Below are 18,638 nucleotides of genomic sequence, written 5' to 3'. Positions count from 1 at the left end.
GCGATCTGCCAGGGCAGAACAACCTGCGGCCGCGCGGGCGGCGGAGGCCCTTCGGCTCCCAGCGCGATCTGGAAGGCGTGTGAACGTCGTGGAGCAGATTGGAGAGGGGATCGCCAATTGGAAACGCGAGCTTGAGCACCTTGTGAGAGGCGAGAAGCGAGATGTGCTCGCTATTCTTCGCCGCCACAGCGCATTGGGTGGTCAGGCACTCGCGGTTGACGCCGCCGCGGTGAGGCAGACCGAGCGCGCCTTGCGATTGAGGCGGGACACCGCCCCGAGAGCGAGCCGCGCGCCGAGGCTGTGTGTGGCTCGACGACCGGCCGACGCTCCTCATCATCGACGAGCGTTGGCTCGTCCTCGACGATCCGGCCTTCGGCCAGCAGCTTCGGGAAATGGCTGAAGACGCTTCGGGAGAAGAATGCGTCTGTCGTCTTCGCCATGCAACAGCTCTCCGACATCGACGGCAGCAACATCGTGCCGGCGATCGTCGAGAGCTGTCCGACGCGCGTCTTCGTGCGGAACGAGCGCGCGATCGAACCGCAGATCACCGCGATCTATCGGCGGTTCGGTCTGAATGATCGCTAAATCGAGGTTATCGCGCGCGCGACGCCGCAGCGGACTACTACTACTGCCAATCGCGACGCGGCAACCGGCTGTTCGAACTGGGTCTCGGGCCGATCGCGCTTGCATTCTGCGCAGCATCCGCAAAGGGCGACCATGCCGCCGGCTGCTCGCCGAGCACGGCCGCGAGAATTTTACGCCGGCCTGGCTCGCCGATCACGCGCTCCTTTGGGCTGCCGATCTCATCCCTGAACTGACAAACCTGGAGGTGCAATCATGATCGTCCGCAAGACGCGCCGTGGCTTAATGGCCGCGAGCGCCCTGTCGCTCACCTTGTCGATCTCGCCGTTTTTGACGGCGCGCAGTGGATCGTCTACGACCCGACGAACTTCAGCCAGAACGTGCTGACGGCGGCGCGCGAGCTGCAGCAGATCAACAATCAAATCCAAATGCTGAACAACCAGGCCCAAAGCCTAGTGAACCAGTCGAAGAATCCGGCGAACCTGCCGATGTCGACACTCGCGCAGCTTCAATCGACGATCGCTCGGACCCAACCGCTTCTGAGTCAGGCGCGCGCTCTCAACGTTCAGGGTATTCAAACTGTCTATTCCAGCAGCTACCGCACGGCGCCAGTCACGGGCTCCAATGCCACGCTGTTCACTGCTGCTCAAACCCGTTGGCAGAACTCGGTGGCCGCTTTCGAGGATTCGCTGAAGGTGCAGGCCGGCGTCGTCGGCAATATCCAGACCAACTCCGGCGCGATGACGTCGCTGGTCACCGCCAGGCAGTCCGCCAGCGGCGCGGCAGGCCGCTCAGGCCGGTAACCAGCTCCTCGTCCTGCAATCCCAGCAGTTGTCCGATGTCGTTGCTTTTCTCGCCGCGAAGGGACGAGCGGACGCGCTGGAGCAGGCGCGCGTGACGGCGACCGAGTCGCAGGGCCTGCAATAGTGCAAGCTCTTCGCGACGCGCAGCGGCTACCAGCCCGGCAACGTCACCATGTTCAGCGGCAACTGAGGCACAGATCATGGAGCGCTCGGATGTGCAGCCACTCCTTGACGCAGCAAGCCAGATGATGGGCTTCACCAGCTTCTTTGCGAACTTCGTCCAGATAGCCGTCTTGATGGTGTCTGGCTCCTGGTGCTGATCGCCTTCTTCATTCCGGCGGTGCAGCTGTTCGTCACGCTGATCGAATTCAAGCTGACCACGCTGGCTTCATCCTCATTCCCTCCGCCCTCTTCAGCAAGACCGTCTTCCTCGCGGAGAAGGTGCTGGGCAACGTCGTCGCCTCCGACGTGAAGGTGATGGTGCTCGCTGTCATCGTCGGCATTGGCACCGGGCTGTTCTCTCAGTTCACCACCGCTTATGGGGGCGGCCAGCCGACGATCGAGCAGGTGCTCACGGTCGTGCTCGCAGCTCTCGCCATGCTCGGCCTTGGCATTCTTCGGGCCCGGCATCGCAACCGGTCTGATGTCAGGGGCGCCGCAGCTCGCCGCGGGCGTTGTGCGGAACTGGCCTCCCCGTCGCCGGGACGGCGTGCAATCGTTGCTGCGTAAGCCGGAGGATGAAGACCACATCAGCAGATATCACTAGCGCAGAACAATCTTAATTTGATTGGGGAGCCAGTCCTACTGATGCGAGCGCTCGCACCCATTTCGTTGAAATCCTGCGTAGCAGCGTCAAAAGTGCTTAAAGTTCTGCAAGTTTTCGTTCCAGCTTCGCGAGTTTGCAGAAAAACAAACTGCCCCTTGGGTTAAATGAGGGGCTTGAAAATCAGGAGATTGCACATGAAGGTCGGTGTTCCAAAGGAAATCAAGGCGCACGAATACCGCGTGGGTCTGACCCCTGGCGCCGCCCGCGAATATGTAGCTGCCGGTCACAGTGTACTGGTCGAGACCAGTGCGGGTGCCGGCATCGGCGCGACGGATGACAATTATCGCAAGGTGGGCGCAACGATTGTGAGCTCAGCTCGTGAGGTATTTGCAGCAAGCGAGATGATCGTAAAGGTGAAGGAGCCGCAGCCTTCCGAGTGGACACAGCTGCGCGAGGATCAGATCCTTTTCACCTACCTGCATCTGGCACCAGACCCGGAACAAGCGAAAGGGCTCCTGAAATCGGGATGCTCTGCCATCGCCTATGAGACCGTAACGGATGCGCTTGGTGGCCTTCCGCTGCTTGCGCCGATGAGCGAGGTGGCGGGAAGGCTTGCGGTCGAAGCGGCAGGCAGCGCCCTCAAGCGCTATACTGGCGGACGGGGACTGTTGATTGGCGGCGTTCCTGGCGTGCAGCCGGCTCGCATCGTCGTGATTGGAGGCGGCGTTGTTGGGACTCATGCGGCACGAATGGCGGCGGGCTTAAGCGCTGAGGTCACAATCCTAGACCGCTCGATCCCCCGTCTTCGCGAACTAGATGAACTGTTCGAAAGTCGCATTCGTACCAGATTTTCGACGATCGATGCTGTCGAAGAGGAGGTCTTTGCAGCCGACGTAGTCATCGGCGCGGTCCTCGTCCCCGGTGCGAGCGCGCCGAAACTTGTCAGCCGCAGCATGCTAGGCTCGATGCGCAAGGGGTCCGTGATCGTTGACGTCGCCATCGATCAAGGTGGCTGTTTCGAGACATCACGCCCGACCACGCACGCCGATCCCACTTACGAGGTCGATGGCGTCATTCATTACTGTGTCGCCAATATGCCCGGAGCCGTCCCGCTCACTTCGAGTCAGGCATTGAACAATGCCACGCTACCCTTTGGGTTGGCTCTCGCCAACAAGGGTTTTGCGGCGGTGCTCGAAAATCCGCATCTGCGGGCAGGCCTTAATGTCTATCGTGGCCGGCTCACGTCCAAGGCCGTAGCCGAGAGCCTTGGCTTGCCATTTTCTCCGATCGAACAGGCTGCGGCCTGATCCCAGAGGTCCCTATGGGACGTTTCCTCCCTGACTTGGGCCACTCCTCGGAGTGGCCCGTTTTTTTTGAGGTGAGGGCACCGCACGCTTCGTTGGCGACTTGCGAGAGTTCGATATCTTGACCGCGCCCAGTTGAGCTTCTTCGTTAAGCTGCTCCAAGCCGCGGTGCGAACAAGTCGGAGAACTGCGAAGCGCTCTGTGAGCTGTGAAACGAGCTCACCTCAATCATTGTGCGGCGGGCGGCGCGGGAGGAGTCGACGCGCAAGAGACATCTAGACCAAGCTCGCTACCAGCTTCATGGCTCGATACCTTCCGATCAGACCGATGCAGTCTTGGACTTGTCGAGATACTTCTCGTGGAAATTTGTTGTTGTTGGCGGCGGCGGTCAGCTTCGTAGTCCGTGCGATCAGCCCCTCGATGCGCTCGATATCGTCCCATGTCCCGCCCGAGAGACCAGATTCGGTGATGCTGTGCGTGCGATAGCTTACGATGGACTTCAAACCTTCTAAGCAATCACACAATCCACTGCGCGTTCGAAGCGCTCCGCGCCGACACCCGGCTTGAACACCGCCAAGACAAACCGGACAGTAGCCATCTCGAATTCAAGCTCCTCAGGACCGCGCTAGGATAAGGAGAAGACCTTCTCAGACCAGGTGACAGGCGACGGACCGGCCGGGCGCAATCTCCTTCAGGGGCGGTCGTCTTTGCGCGCAGACAGGCTTGGCCAATGGACAACGCCCTCTCAGCATGCATCCGGGCGCGATATCGATAGGGCTTGGAATCTCCCCCGACAAAGCGAAATCCTCGCGCTTTGCGTCGGGATCCGGAATCGGAACGGCTGCCAGCAAAGCTCGCGAGTAGGGATGCAACGGGTTAGCAAACAGATCCTTTGTGCTCGACATTTCCACAATGCTGCCGAGATACATCACTGCAACGCGACTCGCGAGGTACTTCACTGTGGCCAGATCGTGTGAAATGAAAAGATAGGACAGACCGAGTTGCTCGCGCAGCTTCTCCAATAAGAGAATCGCGCGGGAGCGTAGCGATACGTCCAGCGCGGAGGTTGGCTCATCGAGAACAACGAACCGGGGATTCGTTGCAATCGCCCGGGCTATGTTGACCCGCTGGCGTTGACCGCCCGAAAGCTCGTGCGGATATCGGTCCAACTGGTCGCGGCCTAGTCCGACCTCCTGCATCAGGTCCTCAACGCGCTCTCGCCGCTCCTTTGCCTGAAGCTTGGTGTGAAGCGTGAGCGCCTCCTCGACCATCCGTCTCACCGACAGCCTGGGATTGAGCGAGGCAGTCGGATCCTGAAACACCATCTGGATGTCGCGGCGCAAAGGCTTCATGGCATGCGCATCAAGCGTCGCTATCTCCTTGCCATCATAGCGGACGGATCCTGCCGTCGGATCAAGCAGCCGGACCAGGCAACGCGCAACGGTCGATTTTCCGCACCCGGACTCGCCGACTAGGCCAACGGTTTCGCCGGCCTCGATGTCGAAGGAGACGGAATCGACCGCCCGCACCACGGGCTGCTTCTGACCGCGCAGGCGCGCGAGTGTGCTGGCCATCCCGCCGAGCGGAAAGTGCATTTGCAGATCACGAATTTCAACAAGTGCCACGGCGTTCCTCGAATCCATAACATGCAACAACATGGCCGGGACCGGCCTCGATCAACGCAGGGCGCGAAGCGCGACAGCGATCCATCACCCACTCACAGCGTCCTGCATAACGGCACCCGCTCGGCGGGTTGACCAGCGAAGGGACCGACCCGGGTATGGGCTCGAGAACGACGTCCCGATCTACCCGCGGTATCGACCGGACGAGCGCCTTGGTATAGGGATGGGCGGGATTATGGAACAGCTCCCGTACGGGAGCGCATTCAACCACCTGGCCTGCATGCATAACGGCAACGCGGTCGCAGATCTCGGCAACGACGCCGAGATCGTGCGTGACGAGCATGATCGCAGCACCTGTTTTCGCGCTCAATTCGCGCAGCAGATCGAGAATCTTGGCCGCGATCGAAACGTCGAGCCCGGTCGTTGGCTCGTCCGCGAGCAGGAGCTGAGGTGAGGTGGCAAGCGCCATCGCGATCATGATGCGTTGACACATTCCTCCCGAAAGCTGATGCGGATATTGCTGGGCTCGCTTTTCCGGCGCCGGGATGTGGACAAGGCGCAGCATTTCCAGCATCCTCTTGTCCGCCTCGCGTGCCGACAAGCCTGCGTGGACCATCAGCAAGCGTGAAATCTGCTTTCCAACAGTCAGTAGCGGATTGAGCGCGGTTCGCGGCGTTTGCGATATCATCGCGATCTTGGCGCCGCGCATGCGCCGCATCTCTTCCTCAGGAAGCGTGCCGAGATCAACGCCCTCAAAGTGGACCTTTCCTGAGACCACACGTCCCGGCGGACGGATCAGACGCAGCACGGCGAAAGACGTGACCGACTTGCCCGAGCCCGACTCGCCAACCAATCCGAGAACCTCGCCTCGGCGAATCGTCAGGTTGATGTGATCGACAGCTTTAATTGCGCCTTGGTCGATCTGGAAATGAACCGTCAGATCAGAGATTTCAAGAAGTGCGGTCATCGCAGTCCCCTCATGCGTGGGTCCAGAAGATCACGCAATCCATCGCCAATAAGGTTGAATGCAAGAACGGAAATCATGATCGCAAGGCCCGGAAACAGGAATAGCCACCACTCGCCCGTGACGATCTGCGAGGCGCCTTCCGCCGTCATCACGCCCCATTCGCTCTGCGGCGGCTGAATTCCAAGGCCTATGAAAGACAGGGAGGCCATCGTCAGGAGTGCAAAGCCCGTCGAGAGGGTCGCCTGGACGATCAGCGGCGGAAGACAGTTGGGCAGCAGGTGAATGAGCACAATCCTCCAGGTTGGATTACCAAGAGTGCGCGCAGCATCGGCATATTCCATCTCACGAAGCCGAAGCATCTCCCCACGCGTCAGCCGCAGGTAGGCCGGGATTTGCGTGATCGAGATGGCAATGGCGACATTCGTCGTGGAATTGCCAAGCCCCGCCGTGATGCCCATGGCGAGCACGAAGGCCGGGAAGGCCATCAGCGCGTCGACGACGCGCATCGCGATCGTATCAGCCCAGCCCCGGCTGTATCCGACGACGGCTCCTAGCAGCCCTCCGATGCAAACCGCGACAAAGGTTGCCGCAAAGGCCACCAGCAGGTCGACACGTGCGGCAAAAATGATCCGCGAGAGTTGATCGCGGCCGAACTCGTCAGTGCCAAGCGCATGATGCCAGGACGGCGGCTGCAGAGAGGCTGCAGGGTCGGTGGCATCGGGCGCGTAGGGCGCTATGATCGGCGCCAATATCGCGGCCGCTGCGATCAGCATGATGACACACAGGGCCGCAAACGAGATGGGATTGCGCTGAAGCCGCCGCCACGTCAGAGACGAAGCCGCTGGTTGCGAAATCGAGGTAGACACAAACGATGGTGAGGACATCAGCTGAACCTTATCCGGGGATCTACGAGGCCGTACGCAATATCGACCGCCAGATTGACCGCGACACACGTCACCGCGACGAAGAGGATGAAAGACTGGATTGGAGCCGAGTCCTTCGTGAGCAATGCAGTCACCGCGTAATTGCCGATACCCGGCCACGAGAACACGCTTTCAACGACCGCATTTCCAGCTATCAGAAATCCGAAAACGATTCCGGAAATCGTGATGACGGGTATGAGCGCATTTCGCAGGGCATCCCTGTAGATCACCGTTCGCGCCGGCAATCCGGCCGCCCAGGCTGCCTTGATGTAATCGGACTCGAGGATCTCAAGCATGGTGGATCTCACCATGCGGGCGACCGGCGCGATCGCACTGAGCCCGAGGGTAGCTGCAGGGAGCATGAGCTGATGCAGGCTTGAGCATAGGGTGGTCCAGTTGCCGGTGATCAGGGAGTCGATCACATAAAGCCCAGTTATCTGTGCGGGTGGTTCGATGCCGGATCCCAGCCGTCCAAGCGGAGAGGGGGCCAAGTTGAGCATGTAAAAGAAGACGTAAACGAACAGGAGCCCCGTCAGGAAGCTCGGCATCGCGACACCCATGATGCCGACCACTCGTCCGATATGGTCGATGAATGTGTCACGATGCACCGCAGATAAGACCCCGAGAGGCAGTCCGATCACGATCGCGATGAGAAGGCTCGCCAGATTGAGCTCGAGAGTGGCGGGCAGGCGCTGCAGGAAGTCCTGAGACACCGGCCGTCCCGTGGAGGCACTCTCACCAAGATCGCCTTTGAAGATGCCGGAGACGTAGCGGTAATACTGCTCTGGAAACGCACGATCCAGGCCCATTTGGTGCTCCATCACCGCCAGATGCTCTGGTGTGGCAAAGGGGCCCGCCTTCACCATGGCCGGATTGCCCGGGAGCAGGTAGGTGAGGGTGAAGCAGATCACGCTGACGCCGAACAAGGTCGGCAGAGCCAGCGCAAACCGTCGCATCACATAATTGAAAAAACCCATTGAAGCGATCTCCCGATCGAGACGAAGATTGACGTGTTCAGGCGAGCTTCATGCTGAAAAAGCGCTCATAACTATCCCAGCGCTTCTCAATGCCAACGAGGTCGGATCGCATGACGCGGGTCCAGTTCTCGTACCAGAGATGTCCCCAGACGGCATCGCCGATGACGATCTCCTGCAGGCGTTTTGCCGCCGCCAGACGCTTGCTGGTGTCGGTTTCGTGCATGTTCTCATCAATCAGCTTGTCAACTTCCGGATTGGAATAGAATGAGCTGTTGGTGCCTTTTGCTGTGCTGTGGAAGTTGAAGAACAAATGATAGAAGGGATCGTTGATCCAGGACTGCCACGACTCGATCGAAAGCTGGTGATCGCCTTTGGTTGCGATCTGCCGGAATGTGGCCTCGGTTTCCTTGACGATGCTCACCTTGAAGCCGATCTTCTCCAGCTCGGTCTGAAGCCAGACCGAGGCCTGCTCATGCGGCTGCCATCCAGCGCGCACCGCAAGGTCGATCGGAATCGGCTCCTTGCCGAAACCGGCCTCGCGCATCAACTCCTTGGCCTTTGCGATGTCGTACCTGTAGGGACTGATCGTGCTGTCGTAACCCGGCGTCAAACTCGGCACAGGACTCTTCATCTCGGTGCCAAAACCGTACAGCACGCTCGGGATGATGGCCTGAACCGGGATCGCGTAATTGATCGCCTGGCGTACCTTGACATTGTCAAGCGGCGCCTTCTGCGTGTTCATACAAACCCAGTGACACAGCGTGTCCGGCACGGAAACGGTCTTCAAACCCGGCTCCGCCTCGAGAGCCTTCACATTGCGCGGAGACAGAGTTGATCTACCGACCACCATATCGATGGCCTTGCGCTTGAGCAGCAGCACGCGGTCGGCTTCGTTCGGTACATATTTGAAGACCACCCGATCGAAGTACGGCCGGCCACGCCAGTGCTCGGCCTGCGCTTCCAGGACGACCTCGACCCCCGGCTGGTTCTTCACCAGCTGATACGGCCCGAGGCCGGCGGTGTTTCGCTTCAACCAGTTGGCAGCCCAGGGATCGTCCGCCGTCGCGTTCGCCTTGACCTCATCCGGGTCAAGCATCGCGTTGTTCATAAGCGCCATCATGTCCAGCGCCATCGGGCTTGGCGCGGGCATGTTGATCTCGATTGTAAACTCGTCGCGCCCCTTGAACTGCTCGGGCTTCGTCACCCCCAGAAGCCGCGGAAACAGGAGGCGCATATAACCCGGCGACTGCAGCCCGCGGTCGAGGAGATACTTCACGGTCGTGGCGTTGACATCGCGGCCGCTCGGTAATTTTACGCCTTTGCGGATGTTCAGCACGACCGTGGAGCCACCATTTTCGAAGGACCAGGACTGGGCGATGCCGCCCTCGATCTCGCCAGGCTTTGCTTGCGAGACTCCCGGTTTTCCCTCGACCGGCTGCACCTTCCACATCAGCGGGCTGTCGTAAACGTTGGCCTGTACGGTGTAGCCGGCCGACGTCTTGAAGGAGGCCGGATCGAGTGTGTCGATGTCAGCATCCCAGGCAACTGTCAGCGTTCGCTTTTCCTGCGCGGCAGCCAAACGAGCTGTGCCGGTGCATGTGAGGGCCGCGACGCTGGTCGCCGCAAATTTCAAGAAATCCCGACGGCGCGTGTCGCTTGTCATCTCATTCCCCTCCTGCTTTGCGCGAAAGATTTGCCGGTGATCCGGTGCGCGATGGCTTGCATTATTGTCATCGTCCTGTTATTGTCAACTGAGTTTCAATATACGAAACACGGTGATTAAAAAGTGGGCTCTATCGAGAATGCAGCGCAGATCCTCAGGCTTTTTGGCCCTGGCAGGCTTGAAGTCTCGGTGACGGATGTCTCGCAACTGTTGAATATGCCTAAAAGTTCAGCATCTCGATTGCTCAAGACGATGCTGCTGGAGGGGCTGTTGTCGCGCTCGGAGAATCCGCCGCGCTACAAAGTCGGAAATCTGCTTTTCGAGATTTCGCGCCTCTACAAGCTGAGCTCCTCGCTGATTGACGCGGTCGATGAGGCCATAAGAGAAATCACCCGAGTGACCGGGCATACCGGTTATGTCTCGATCCTTGATGGTGCGGATGTTCTGGTCATCCGGATGCATCAGGGGTCTCACGCCTTGCGCGTATTCACGCCGCTCGGGCAGCGTGCCCCGGCATTTGCGACGGCGATTGGGCGCTGTCTGCTTTCGCGCCTTCCGGATAGCGTGGTGCGCTCCCTTCATGCTGGAGGCCTCACTCCGCCTTCGCCGCGCGCCCCTCAAAATGTCGACGAGCTGGTGGCGGCGCTGGACCAGCCGCGCCGGTTCGGCTGGGCCGAGGCCCTCGATGAGGCGATCCCCGGGGTCGGTTCGATATCCGTGAGCGTCTCCGATCCTGAAATCGGCGAGACGGTGGGCTTCTGTATTTCCTATCCGGCCTCGCATGTGAACGATGAGGAGAGGAGTCGCGCAATCACGCAGCTTACGACGGCCGCCCAGCGCATCGCGCACCGCTTCGGCGATCAGTTTCTGTTGCAGCGGGCGCAGCGCGCCCTTGGTGGTGGCGGTCCTGTTGCTGCGTGATTTGTTTTTTTATCGCCGCGATGGATGCGGCTCGGAGGCTCTAGATGAAACAATTGAGTCCAGAGGATATCGAGGCGCTCTCGGTCGGTGCCTGGATTCTCGGAACAGGCGGCGGCGGGAGCCCGTATCACGCGCTGCTCAACTTGCGGCGTTTCTACGATGAGGGCGTTCGCCTCGATCTGATCGATCCCGACGAGCTGGACGATGATGACGCCATCGCGGTTGTCTCCATCATGGGCGCTCCGCTTGTTTTCCAGGAGCGTCTGGTCGACAGCCGGCTGATCGCTCGTGCCGTTTCGGTCATGGAAGAGCATCTTGACCGCAAGTTCAGAGCGGTCATGGCCGTCGAAATCGGTGGCGGCAACGGCATGCAGTCCTTGCTCGCGGCCGTCCACCTGAAAATTCCAGCTGTCGATGCCGATGCAATGGGGCGGGCCTATCCCGAAGCGCAGATGACGAGCTTTGCGGTCGGCAATCTCGCTCCCTATCCGCTGACCTCGGTAGATCCGCGAGGTAATGAGGCCATCGTCGGCAAAACCTCCTCCTGGAAATGGATGGAGCGTGTCAGTCGTAAGCTTTGTACCGAGTTCGGATCCATTGTCGCGACCTGCAAGGCACCGCGCTCCGGCGCTGAAGTGAAAAAATGGGCCATTCCCCGCACCACATCCAAGGCCATCAATCTCGGACGGGCGGTTGCCGAGGCCAACCGGCAGCATGCCGACCCGATCGCGGCCATTCTGAAAGCGGAATCCGGCAAGTTCCTGTTCGCTGGCAAGGTCGTTGAGGTCGAGCGGCGGACAACGGAGGGCTTCCTGCGCGGCCGGACTGTCGTGGAGGGGCTTGGCGATGATCACGGCAGCCAGATCCGGATCGACTTCCAGAACGAGTGGATCGTCGTCTGGCGCGATGGGCAGGCGCTCGTCTCGACGCCAGACCTCATCTGCGTTCTCGACAGCGAATCCGGCGAGGCGATCGGAACGGAAACCATTCGCTACGGGCAACGCACGACGGTGATCGCGCTGCCAGCAGCTCCAGTCTTCCTCTCGCCGCGCGGGCTCGACCATGTCGGTCCCCGTGCCTTTGGTTATGACATCGATTTCAAGTCGGTATTCTGCTCATGAGACGCATTGGTATTGACGTAGGTGGGACCAACACGGACGCCGTGCTGATCGACGGCGGAAAGGTCGTGCAGGGCGTGAAAGTCGCCACCACGGCCGACGTCACCAGCGGTGTGGCTGCGGCGATCGATGCACTCGATCTGAGCGCCGAGCTTGCAACCAGCATCGACGCGCTGATGATTGGTACGACCCACTTCATCAATGCGGTCGTGCAGCGCCGTCATTTGACCAAAGTGGCGGTGATCCGGGTCGCGCTCCCCGCCACGAGCTCTTTGCCGCCCTTCACCGATTGGCCGGCTGACCTGGCTGAGCTCGCCAATGGCGGGGTCTGGCAGATTGAAGGCGGTCACGATTACGACGGCCGCAGGTTCGCCACTCTGGATATTGCCGCCGCCAGGCGAATTGCCCGCGAAATCCGCAGCCTCGGCCTCGAATACGTCGTGGTCAACGCACTGTTCTCCCCACTTGATCCGTCCGACGAAGAAGCCGTCGCCGCCATCCTGCGCGAGGAGATTCCCGATGCATCGGTGACCTGCGCACATCTGCTCGGCGGGATCGGATTGCTCGAGCGCGAGAATGCGGCAATCCTCAATGCCTCTCTCATTGCGCTTGCGCAGAAGACCATCACGGCCTTTGAGCATGCCAAGTCAAAAGTCGGACTTAAGGCGCCGCTTTTTGTCACGCAGAATGACGGCACCGTCGCGGAGGCCTCTCGCGCCGCCGCATATCCGGTGTTCAGCTTCGCCTCCGGTGCGACCAACTCGATGCGGGGGGCGGCCTATCTTTCCGGGCTCAAAGATGCGGTGGTGGTCGATGTCGGCGGCACGACGGCCGATTTTGGCTTTTTGCGGAACGGCTTTCCCCGTGAAGCCAACACCGTCGTTCACATTGGAGGCGTAAGGACCCTGTTCCGCATGCCGGATCTCGTTTCCATCGGACTTGGCGGCGGCAGCCATATCGACCTAGAAGCGGCAACCATCGGGCCGCTCAGTGTTGGGTACCGCCTGTCCTCGGAAGCGCTTGTGTTCGGCGGCAATAGCGTGACCTCGACCGACATCGGCGTTGCCGCCGGACTGATCGACCTCGGCGATCGCAAGCGTGTGGCACACATCACCGCTGATGACGTGAAGAGGGTTCTGCGCCGCTGCAAGGAGATGCTGGAAGCGAACGTCGACCGGATGAAGACAAGCGCTTCAGACGTCACGCTCATCGCGGTCGGTGGGGGCGCCTTTCTTGTTCCGGAAGAATTGCAGGGCGTCGGGCAGGTGGTGCGCGTTCAGCACGGGGGCTGCGCGAACGCGGTTGGCGCAGCCATCGCTCAGATCAGTGGTGAAGTCGATCAGGTCTTCCAGGGGCTGACGCGAGAGGAGGCCGTCGGCTCAGCACGCAAGCTTGCCGAATCCCGAGCGGTGGAGGCCGGCGCGGAGTCGAAATCGCTGGCCCTGGTCGAGGCGGAGGATACGCCGATCGCATATCTGCCCGGCAATGCCATGCGCGTCCGTGTCAAGGTCGTCGGCGATATCAGATCAACCCGTATTGAGCAAACAGCCAAGGAGAAAGTCATATGCCAGTCCGTTTCCTGATCAGCACGCTCAAGGAAGGTGTCGACCCAGTCGAATACGAGGCCTGGGTCCGCGAGCGCGACTACGCTCTTGTGCGTAGCCTCGACAATTATGTGAGCTACAAAGTTCATCGCATTCGCCGCCCCATCCAAGGCGCCGAGACCGCAACGTGGCAGTACATCGAAAGAATCGAAGTCAAGAGCCTGGAGCAACACGACAAGGACCTTGCCTCATCTGCCGGTGTTGCGCTGCGAGAGGAGCTTTATGGCAAGTTTCTCGATCGCTCAAAGAACATCTATTTCGTCAGCGACGAGATAGAATGACCTCTTCGCGCCGTTGAGCTCCCTGATCCAAGACGTAAGCGCAAACAGGACACCAAGATGACCCTCGATCTGCTAATTCTCGGCAACGCGCCCATGGTCAAGATGCTTGAACGCGTCAAACTCGCCGAAGCGAGCGGATACGATACGGTCTGGCTTGCCGATGAAAGGTTTTATCGGGAGGTCTATTCGTGCCTGGGATATTTTGCGCAAAATACGTCACGGGTCAGGCTCGGGCCTTGCGTGACAGACCCCTACGCCAGACATCCGGCGCTGACGGCCATGGCGATTGCGACGCTCGACGAGATTTCGAACAAGCGCGCAATCCTCGGCATCGGCGCCGGCATTTCCGGCTTTGCCGAGCTCGGCATCGATCGCAAGAAGCCCGCGCGCGCGATCAGCGAAGCGATCGAGGTCATTCGCATGCTCCTGCGCGGCGAAACCGTCACCTACGAGGGAGAGGTCATTCAGTTCAAGGAGGGCAAGCTGAACTTCGCTCCCATTCGCGCCGATATCCCGATCTATGTGGCCAGCAACGGGCCGCTCGGCCAACGAACCGCAGGCGCTTGCGCCGATGCCGCGTTCATGGAGGCGGGCGGCAATGCTCCCGAAGTCAAGGCCTTCCGTGCGAGACTGGATGACGGGGCGAGGAAGGCGGGCCGCGATCCCAAATCCGTCAGGCTGATCGTCAGGCTCAATGCCTGTATTGCCTCAGACGGTCAGGCCGCCCGTGACACGCTCCGGCCGACGGTTGCAAGACTGCTGGGTGCAGGACGTCTCAAGTTTGAAACGGCCGAAGAGCAAGGGTTGACCCTGCCGGAGGACGCACTCGCATCGGTTCAGGGCGCCCACTACGCCGCCGGCGTGACGCCTTATCTTCCTTTGCTGCCGTATGTGACCGATCGCCATATCAACGCCTTCACTCTGGCCGGCAATGTCGAGGAGGTGACCGCGCGTGTGATCGAGCTGCGCCACGCCGGCGTCGACGGGATCATCATCATGCCCTTCGCGCCTGAAGGAGGTGCGATCGAGGACACGATTACCATGATGGGCTCCGAGGTGTGGCCTGCTGCCCAGGCCGAGCAAGGGAGCAAGCCATGAGCTTTGATCTTCATCGCCCGGCCACCGTCACCGAAGCCATCGACCTTGCTCAACGCTTTGCGCCGACCGCGCGCTATGTTGCCGGCGGGACCGATACAATCATCCAGATCAATCGGAAGAAGATCGATCCCTTACATCTGATCGATGTCGCGTGCCTGCCCGGCATGAGCGAAATCACCGAGACCGCCGAAGCATTCACCCTTGGCGCGCTGACAAGGTACCGCACGATCGAAACCCATGATGCATTTCGGGGTAATTTGCGGGCGCTGCTCGAGGCTGCCAGCGTCGTCGGTGGCCATCAGGTACGAAACATCGCAACCATCGGCGGCAACATCGTCAATGCTTCGCCTGCCGCCGATTTTGTGCCGCCGCTGCTCGCGCTCGATGCCAGTCTCGACATCACAGGTCCCGATGGCCGGCGCTCTGCCCCCTTACGCGACTTCATCATAGGTCCGGGAAAGAACGGCCTGCTGCCAGCCGAGATCCTGACCAGCATCCAATTTGCCAAGCTTCCAACCCGATCCGCAACCGCCTTCCTGAAGGAAGGTCGCCGGCGGGCCATGGAGATATCGGTGGTTTGCGTTGCAGCTTGTTTGACGCTGGAGGCTTCCACCTCGCGCTGCGCTTCAGTGCGCCTGGCCATCGGGGCGGCGAGCCCAAAGGCGTTCCGGCCCGAACAGGCGGAGAGCTATCTCCTTCGCAAGCCCGCCGGCAAGGAAAGCTTTGCGGAGGCGGGCAGGCTTGCGGCAGAGGCGTCCAGTCCGATCTCCGATGTCCGCGCGTCGTCCGGCTATCGCCGTGGTCTTGTCGCGATCATGGTCGAGCGGGCGCTTGAGACGTGTTTGCAACGAATTCGGGAACAGGATCAATGAACCGAACAATTCTCAATCTCGTTGTCAACGGCGAGAGCCATCAGCTGCTCATTGAGCCCCATTGGACGTTGCTGCAGGTCTTGCGCAACGAGATCGGCATGATGGGTACCAAGGAAAACTGCCTGGAAGCTGAGTGCGGCGTCTGTACGGTGCTGCTCGACGGAAGGGCCGTGAACTCCTGCATCCTGCTCGCAGGCCAGGTCGAGGGATCCTCGATCACCACGATCGAGGGGATCGGCGATCCCGAGCATCTGCATCCCCTTCAGGAGGCGTTCATCGAATGCGGCGCCGTTCAGTGCGGCTACTGCATCCCGGGAATGATCCTGACCGCAAAGTCATTCTTGGATGAAAATCCGGGCTGCCGACCCTCGCGCGACGAGATCAGGGAAGCCATCGCAGGGACGCTATGCCGCTGCACAGGCTATCGCAAAATCGTTGATGCCGTGGCAACCGCAGCAGACCGCATCGCACTCTCGGGAGTCAAGCAATGAACGCTCATACCCATCGCGTCGCCGGTCACCGCCTGCCCCGGCTGGATGGTGTTGGCAAGGTTACCGGAAAGCACGTTTATGCTGCGGATTTCAAGTTGCCCGGCATGCTCTATGGCAAGATCCTGCGCAGTGCTCGCGCGCACGCGCTGATCAAAAGGATCGATACCTCGCGCGCCGCTGCAATTGCCGGCGTGCGTGGCATTATCACCGCCGCTGACATCCCGCAGGTCCGTTACGGAGCGGCGGTGCGCGACACGACCGTGTTCGCAACCGATCGCGTCCTGTTCATGGGACATGCAATCGCCGCGATTGCTGCCACCTCTCTCGAAATCGCGGAGCGCGCGATTGAGGCCATCACGGTTGAATACCAGGATCTGCCGGCGCTGTATGATCCGGAGGAGGCGCTCACTAGCGATATCCGCATCCATCCGGATTGGGAAAGCTACAAGGCGCTGCCAATCATTTCGCGCAAAGGCAATATCGCAGGACAAGCCCGTATTCACGTCGGCGACGTCGAAGGGACCTTCGCCACGGCTTATAAGGTCTACGAGCATCGGTTCACAACCTCGCTGCAGCATCCAGGATACACCGAGCCGCGGGTCGCAACCGCGGACTGGGACGCCAACGGGATCGTGACGGTCTGGTGCAACACCCAATTGCCGTTTGACACGCAAACGACATTGGCCGAAATCCTCGATCTGCCGGCCGCGCGGGTGCGCGTGACTGTGCCAGGTATCGGTGGCGGCTTCGGCGGCAAGCTGAGGATCGGTGTTGAGCACTTCGCAGCTCTGCTCGCGCGCAAGACCGCGCGCCCGGTCAAGGTGATGTCGACGAGCGAAGAGGAGCTCACAGCAGCACTTCCCCGTCAGGCCTCCGTCGTCCTGCTCAAAACTGCCGTCGACAAAGACGGACACCTTCTTGCCCGAAGCGGCAGGATCATCGTGGATTGTGGGGCTTATGCAGGCTCAGGTCCCGGCACGGCTGCAATCGCACTTCAGGTCATGGCGGGTCCTTACAAGACCGGAGCGCTCGCATTCGAAAGCATCGCTGTCTACACCAACAAGGTCCATTCGGGCTCGTTCCGTGCGCCGGCAGGGCCGATGGCGAATTTCGCGATGGAAAGCCAGATCGATATGATCGCAAAGGATCTCGGCTTGGATGCTCTCGACATGCGCCTGCGCAACATCGTCAAGGAGGGGGATCCAGGTCCTTCCGGCGAGACGCACATATCCGTGAGCATCGAGGAATGTCTGCGCAAGGCAGCCGATGCGATTGGCTGGCACGATCGCAATCCCGAGCCAGGACGCGGCAAGGGCATTGCGTGCAGCTGGTGGATGACGACCGGAGGCTCGTCCGGCGTCTATGTCAAGATCAATCCCGACGGCAGTGCGACACTCGTCAGCGGCGCCGTCGAAATTGGCACGGGCGCCCTCACGGGAGCTGCTCAAGTGCTGGCCGAAGAGTTGTCCCTCGATCTGACCGACATCAACGTGACAGGTGTCGACACCCAGGCCGCGCCGTTCGACTACGGCGCCCAGGGGAGCCGCACGGCGTTCTCCGTCGGAAATGCGTGTCTGGCTGCGGCTCGCGAACTCCGACGCCAGATGTTCGAGATCGCAGCCAAGCAGCTACAAGCGCCGATCGAGGACATGAAGCTGCAAGACAAGCACGTCGTTGCCGGCAACAAGTCGATTTCGATCGCGGAGCTGGCGCGCATCTCGCGTCTCGCCGGCGGCGGGCTCATCGCGCATGGCACGGCCATTTCGCCGGCGCCAGCGTATGATCCGACACGCGTCAATAACCATCCGCTTCCCGTATGGAATACACCGAGCTACCATGCCCATGCCGTCGACCTTTCGGTCGATCAAGCCACCGGCAGGGTGACGATCAATCGATATGTCGTAGCCCAGGACGTCGGATTTGCGATCAATCCGACTTACATCGAGGGCCAGATCGAGGGCGGAGTGGCGCAAGGTATCGGTCAGGCCCTGTCGGAAGAGATCGTCTATCAGGACGGTCGTGTCATGAATGCAAACCTGACTGACTACAAGATGCCGACGGCAATGGATGTTCCGGAGATCGAGAGTATTATCGTCGAATGCCGCTCCGCAGCCGGTCCTTACGGCGCCAAGGGCGTCGGCGAGCCGCCCTGCATCGAACCACCGGCCGCAATCGGCAATGCCATCGCAGCGGCGATCGGCTGCTGGCCAAACTCGCTGCCGATGACTGCTGAAAAAATTGTTGCTTCAATGCGAGCCCGGCACCCATGATCCGCGTCGAGGTCAACATGCATGGAAATCTTCGCCGGTTCTTGCCCGGCGGTGTCGGATCCATTCAGCTTGACCTCCCCGAGGGGACCACAATTCTCAAGGTGATCGACTCCTTGAGCGCCGAGCATGAGGTCTGGCTCGCATCAATTGGTGACACGGTCGTGCCGTTATGGGCTGAGGTCAAGGAGGGGGCTGAGCTCAACTTCTATCCCTATCTTGAGGGTGGCTAGCATGGACTCCTTTTTTCGGGGAGAGGCTGACAATCGTCGACCTACGGCCGCGTCGGGCTTGACGAGTTCGTTCTCGTGAACAGGCGGGGTCGTGTTCGGCCTCGTATGAATACGGTGCGGCAGGCTCAAGCAGAGCAAAATTTTCG

15 protein-coding genes and 3 pseudogenes are annotated in these 18,638 nt (G+C 60.5%); 13 read left to right on the top strand and 5 right to left on the bottom strand.

Annotation, left to right across the window (positions count from 1 at the left end; genetic code table 11):
* Positions 1 to 308 precede the first annotated feature (308 nt).
* From ABIB80_RS24700 to ald, 4 genes and pseudogenes are all read left to right on the top strand, one after another.
* Positions 309 to 841: pseudogene (locus tag ABIB80_RS24700) on the top strand (conjugal transfer protein TrbE); the annotation flags it as partial.
* Positions 838 to 1,575, top strand: a pseudogene (gene trbJ / locus ABIB80_RS24695) (P-type conjugative transfer protein TrbJ). The pseudogenes ABIB80_RS24700 and trbJ, both read left to right, overlap by 4 nt.
* A gap of 28 nt (positions 1,576 to 1,603) precedes the next feature.
* Positions 1,604 to 2,089: pseudogene (locus ABIB80_RS24690) on the top strand (type IV secretion system protein); the annotation flags it as partial.
* A gap of 256 nt (positions 2,090 to 2,345) precedes the next feature.
* Positions 2,346 to 3,458, top strand: coding sequence for an alanine dehydrogenase (ald, locus tag ABIB80_RS24685; protein WP_354128633.1), 1,113 nt, complete (start codon positions 2,346 to 2,348; stop codon positions 3,456 to 3,458).
* A 644-nt stretch (positions 3,459 to 4,102) separates the two neighbouring features.
* Here ald and ABIB80_RS24680 read toward each other — a convergent pair.
* Genes ABIB80_RS24680 through ABIB80_RS24660 form a run of 5 tightly spaced genes read right to left on the bottom strand, consistent with a single transcriptional unit; the run spans position 4,103 to position 9,607 of the window.
* On the bottom strand, positions 4,103 to 5,080 hold the full coding sequence (locus ABIB80_RS24680) for an ABC transporter ATP-binding protein (protein WP_502918750.1): 978 nt from the start codon (positions 5,078 to 5,080) through the stop codon (positions 4,103 to 4,105).
* Positions 5,067 to 6,044, bottom strand: coding sequence for an ABC transporter ATP-binding protein (locus ABIB80_RS24675; RefSeq protein ID WP_354128632.1), 978 nt, complete (start codon positions 6,042 to 6,044; stop codon positions 5,067 to 5,069). The genes ABIB80_RS24680 and ABIB80_RS24675 overlap by 14 nt, the downstream gene beginning before the upstream one ends.
* Positions 6,041 to 6,928, bottom strand: a complete 888-nt coding sequence (locus ABIB80_RS24670) for an ABC transporter permease (RefSeq protein ID WP_354128631.1) — start codon at positions 6,926 to 6,928, stop codon at positions 6,041 to 6,043. The genes ABIB80_RS24675 and ABIB80_RS24670 overlap by 4 nt, the downstream gene beginning before the upstream one ends.
* A complete protein-coding gene (locus tag ABIB80_RS24665; RefSeq protein WP_354128630.1) occupies positions 6,928 to 7,944 on the bottom strand; it encodes an ABC transporter permease in 1,017 nt (338 codons plus the stop codon). Before ABIB80_RS24665 ends, ABIB80_RS24670 begins: the two co-directional genes overlap by 1 nt.
* Positions 7,945 to 7,981: 37 nt before the next feature.
* On the bottom strand, positions 7,982 to 9,607 hold the full coding sequence (locus ABIB80_RS24660; RefSeq protein WP_354128629.1) for an ABC transporter substrate-binding protein: 1,626 nt from the start codon (positions 9,605 to 9,607) through the stop codon (positions 7,982 to 7,984).
* 123 nt (positions 9,608 to 9,730) lie between these two features.
* Here ABIB80_RS24660 and ABIB80_RS24655 point away from each other — a divergent pair, with 123 nt between their 5' ends.
* From ABIB80_RS24655 to ABIB80_RS24615, 9 genes are read left to right on the top strand one after another with little or no spacing between them, the layout of a single operon-like run.
* The gene (locus ABIB80_RS24655; protein ID WP_354128628.1) at positions 9,731 to 10,528 is read left to right on the top strand and encodes an IclR family transcriptional regulator; all 798 of its coding nucleotides are present in this window, start codon (positions 9,731 to 9,733) and stop codon (positions 10,526 to 10,528) included.
* 44 nt (positions 10,529 to 10,572) lie between these two features.
* The gene (locus ABIB80_RS24650; RefSeq protein WP_354128627.1) at positions 10,573 to 11,649 is read left to right on the top strand and encodes an S-methyl thiohydantoin desulfurase family protein; all 1,077 of its coding nucleotides are present in this window, start codon (positions 10,573 to 10,575) and stop codon (positions 11,647 to 11,649) included.
* Positions 11,646 to 13,229, top strand: coding sequence for a hydantoinase/oxoprolinase N-terminal domain-containing protein (locus ABIB80_RS24645; protein ID WP_354128626.1), 1,584 nt, complete (start codon positions 11,646 to 11,648; stop codon positions 13,227 to 13,229). Before ABIB80_RS24650 ends, ABIB80_RS24645 begins: the two co-directional genes overlap by 4 nt.
* Positions 13,211 to 13,531, top strand: coding sequence for a RedY/HapK family protein (locus ABIB80_RS24640; RefSeq protein WP_354128625.1), 321 nt, complete (start codon positions 13,211 to 13,213; stop codon positions 13,529 to 13,531). Before ABIB80_RS24645 ends, ABIB80_RS24640 begins: the two co-directional genes overlap by 19 nt.
* A 57-nt stretch (positions 13,532 to 13,588) precedes the next feature.
* Entirely contained in the window at positions 13,589 to 14,629 is a 1,041-nt protein-coding gene (locus tag ABIB80_RS24635) for an LLM class flavin-dependent oxidoreductase (protein WP_354128624.1), read from the top strand.
* Entirely contained in the window at positions 14,626 to 15,501 is an 876-nt protein-coding gene (locus ABIB80_RS24630) for an FAD binding domain-containing protein (RefSeq protein WP_354128623.1), read from the top strand. The genes ABIB80_RS24635 and ABIB80_RS24630 overlap by 4 nt, the downstream gene beginning before the upstream one ends.
* Entirely contained in the window at positions 15,498 to 15,992 is a 495-nt protein-coding gene (locus ABIB80_RS24625; RefSeq protein WP_354128622.1) for a (2Fe-2S)-binding protein, read from the top strand. The genes ABIB80_RS24630 and ABIB80_RS24625 overlap by 4 nt, the downstream gene beginning before the upstream one ends.
* Complete coding sequence (locus tag ABIB80_RS24620) at positions 15,989 to 18,262, top strand: xanthine dehydrogenase family protein molybdopterin-binding subunit (protein WP_354128621.1); 2,274 nt, start codon at positions 15,989 to 15,991, stop codon at positions 18,260 to 18,262. Before ABIB80_RS24625 ends, ABIB80_RS24620 begins: the two co-directional genes overlap by 4 nt.
* Positions 18,259 to 18,492, top strand: a complete 234-nt coding sequence (locus ABIB80_RS24615) for a MoaD/ThiS family protein (protein ID WP_354128620.1) — start codon at positions 18,259 to 18,261, stop codon at positions 18,490 to 18,492. Before ABIB80_RS24620 ends, ABIB80_RS24615 begins: the two co-directional genes overlap by 4 nt.
* Positions 18,493 to 18,638 lie beyond the last annotated feature (146 nt).

The organism is Bradyrhizobium sp. i1.15.2 (assembly GCF_040548425.1).
GTDB lineage: Bacteria > Pseudomonadota > Alphaproteobacteria > Rhizobiales > Xanthobacteraceae > Bradyrhizobium > Bradyrhizobium canariense.
The sequence above is the reverse complement of the archived record's forward strand: the minus strand, read 5'-3'. Positions and strand labels throughout refer to the sequence as shown.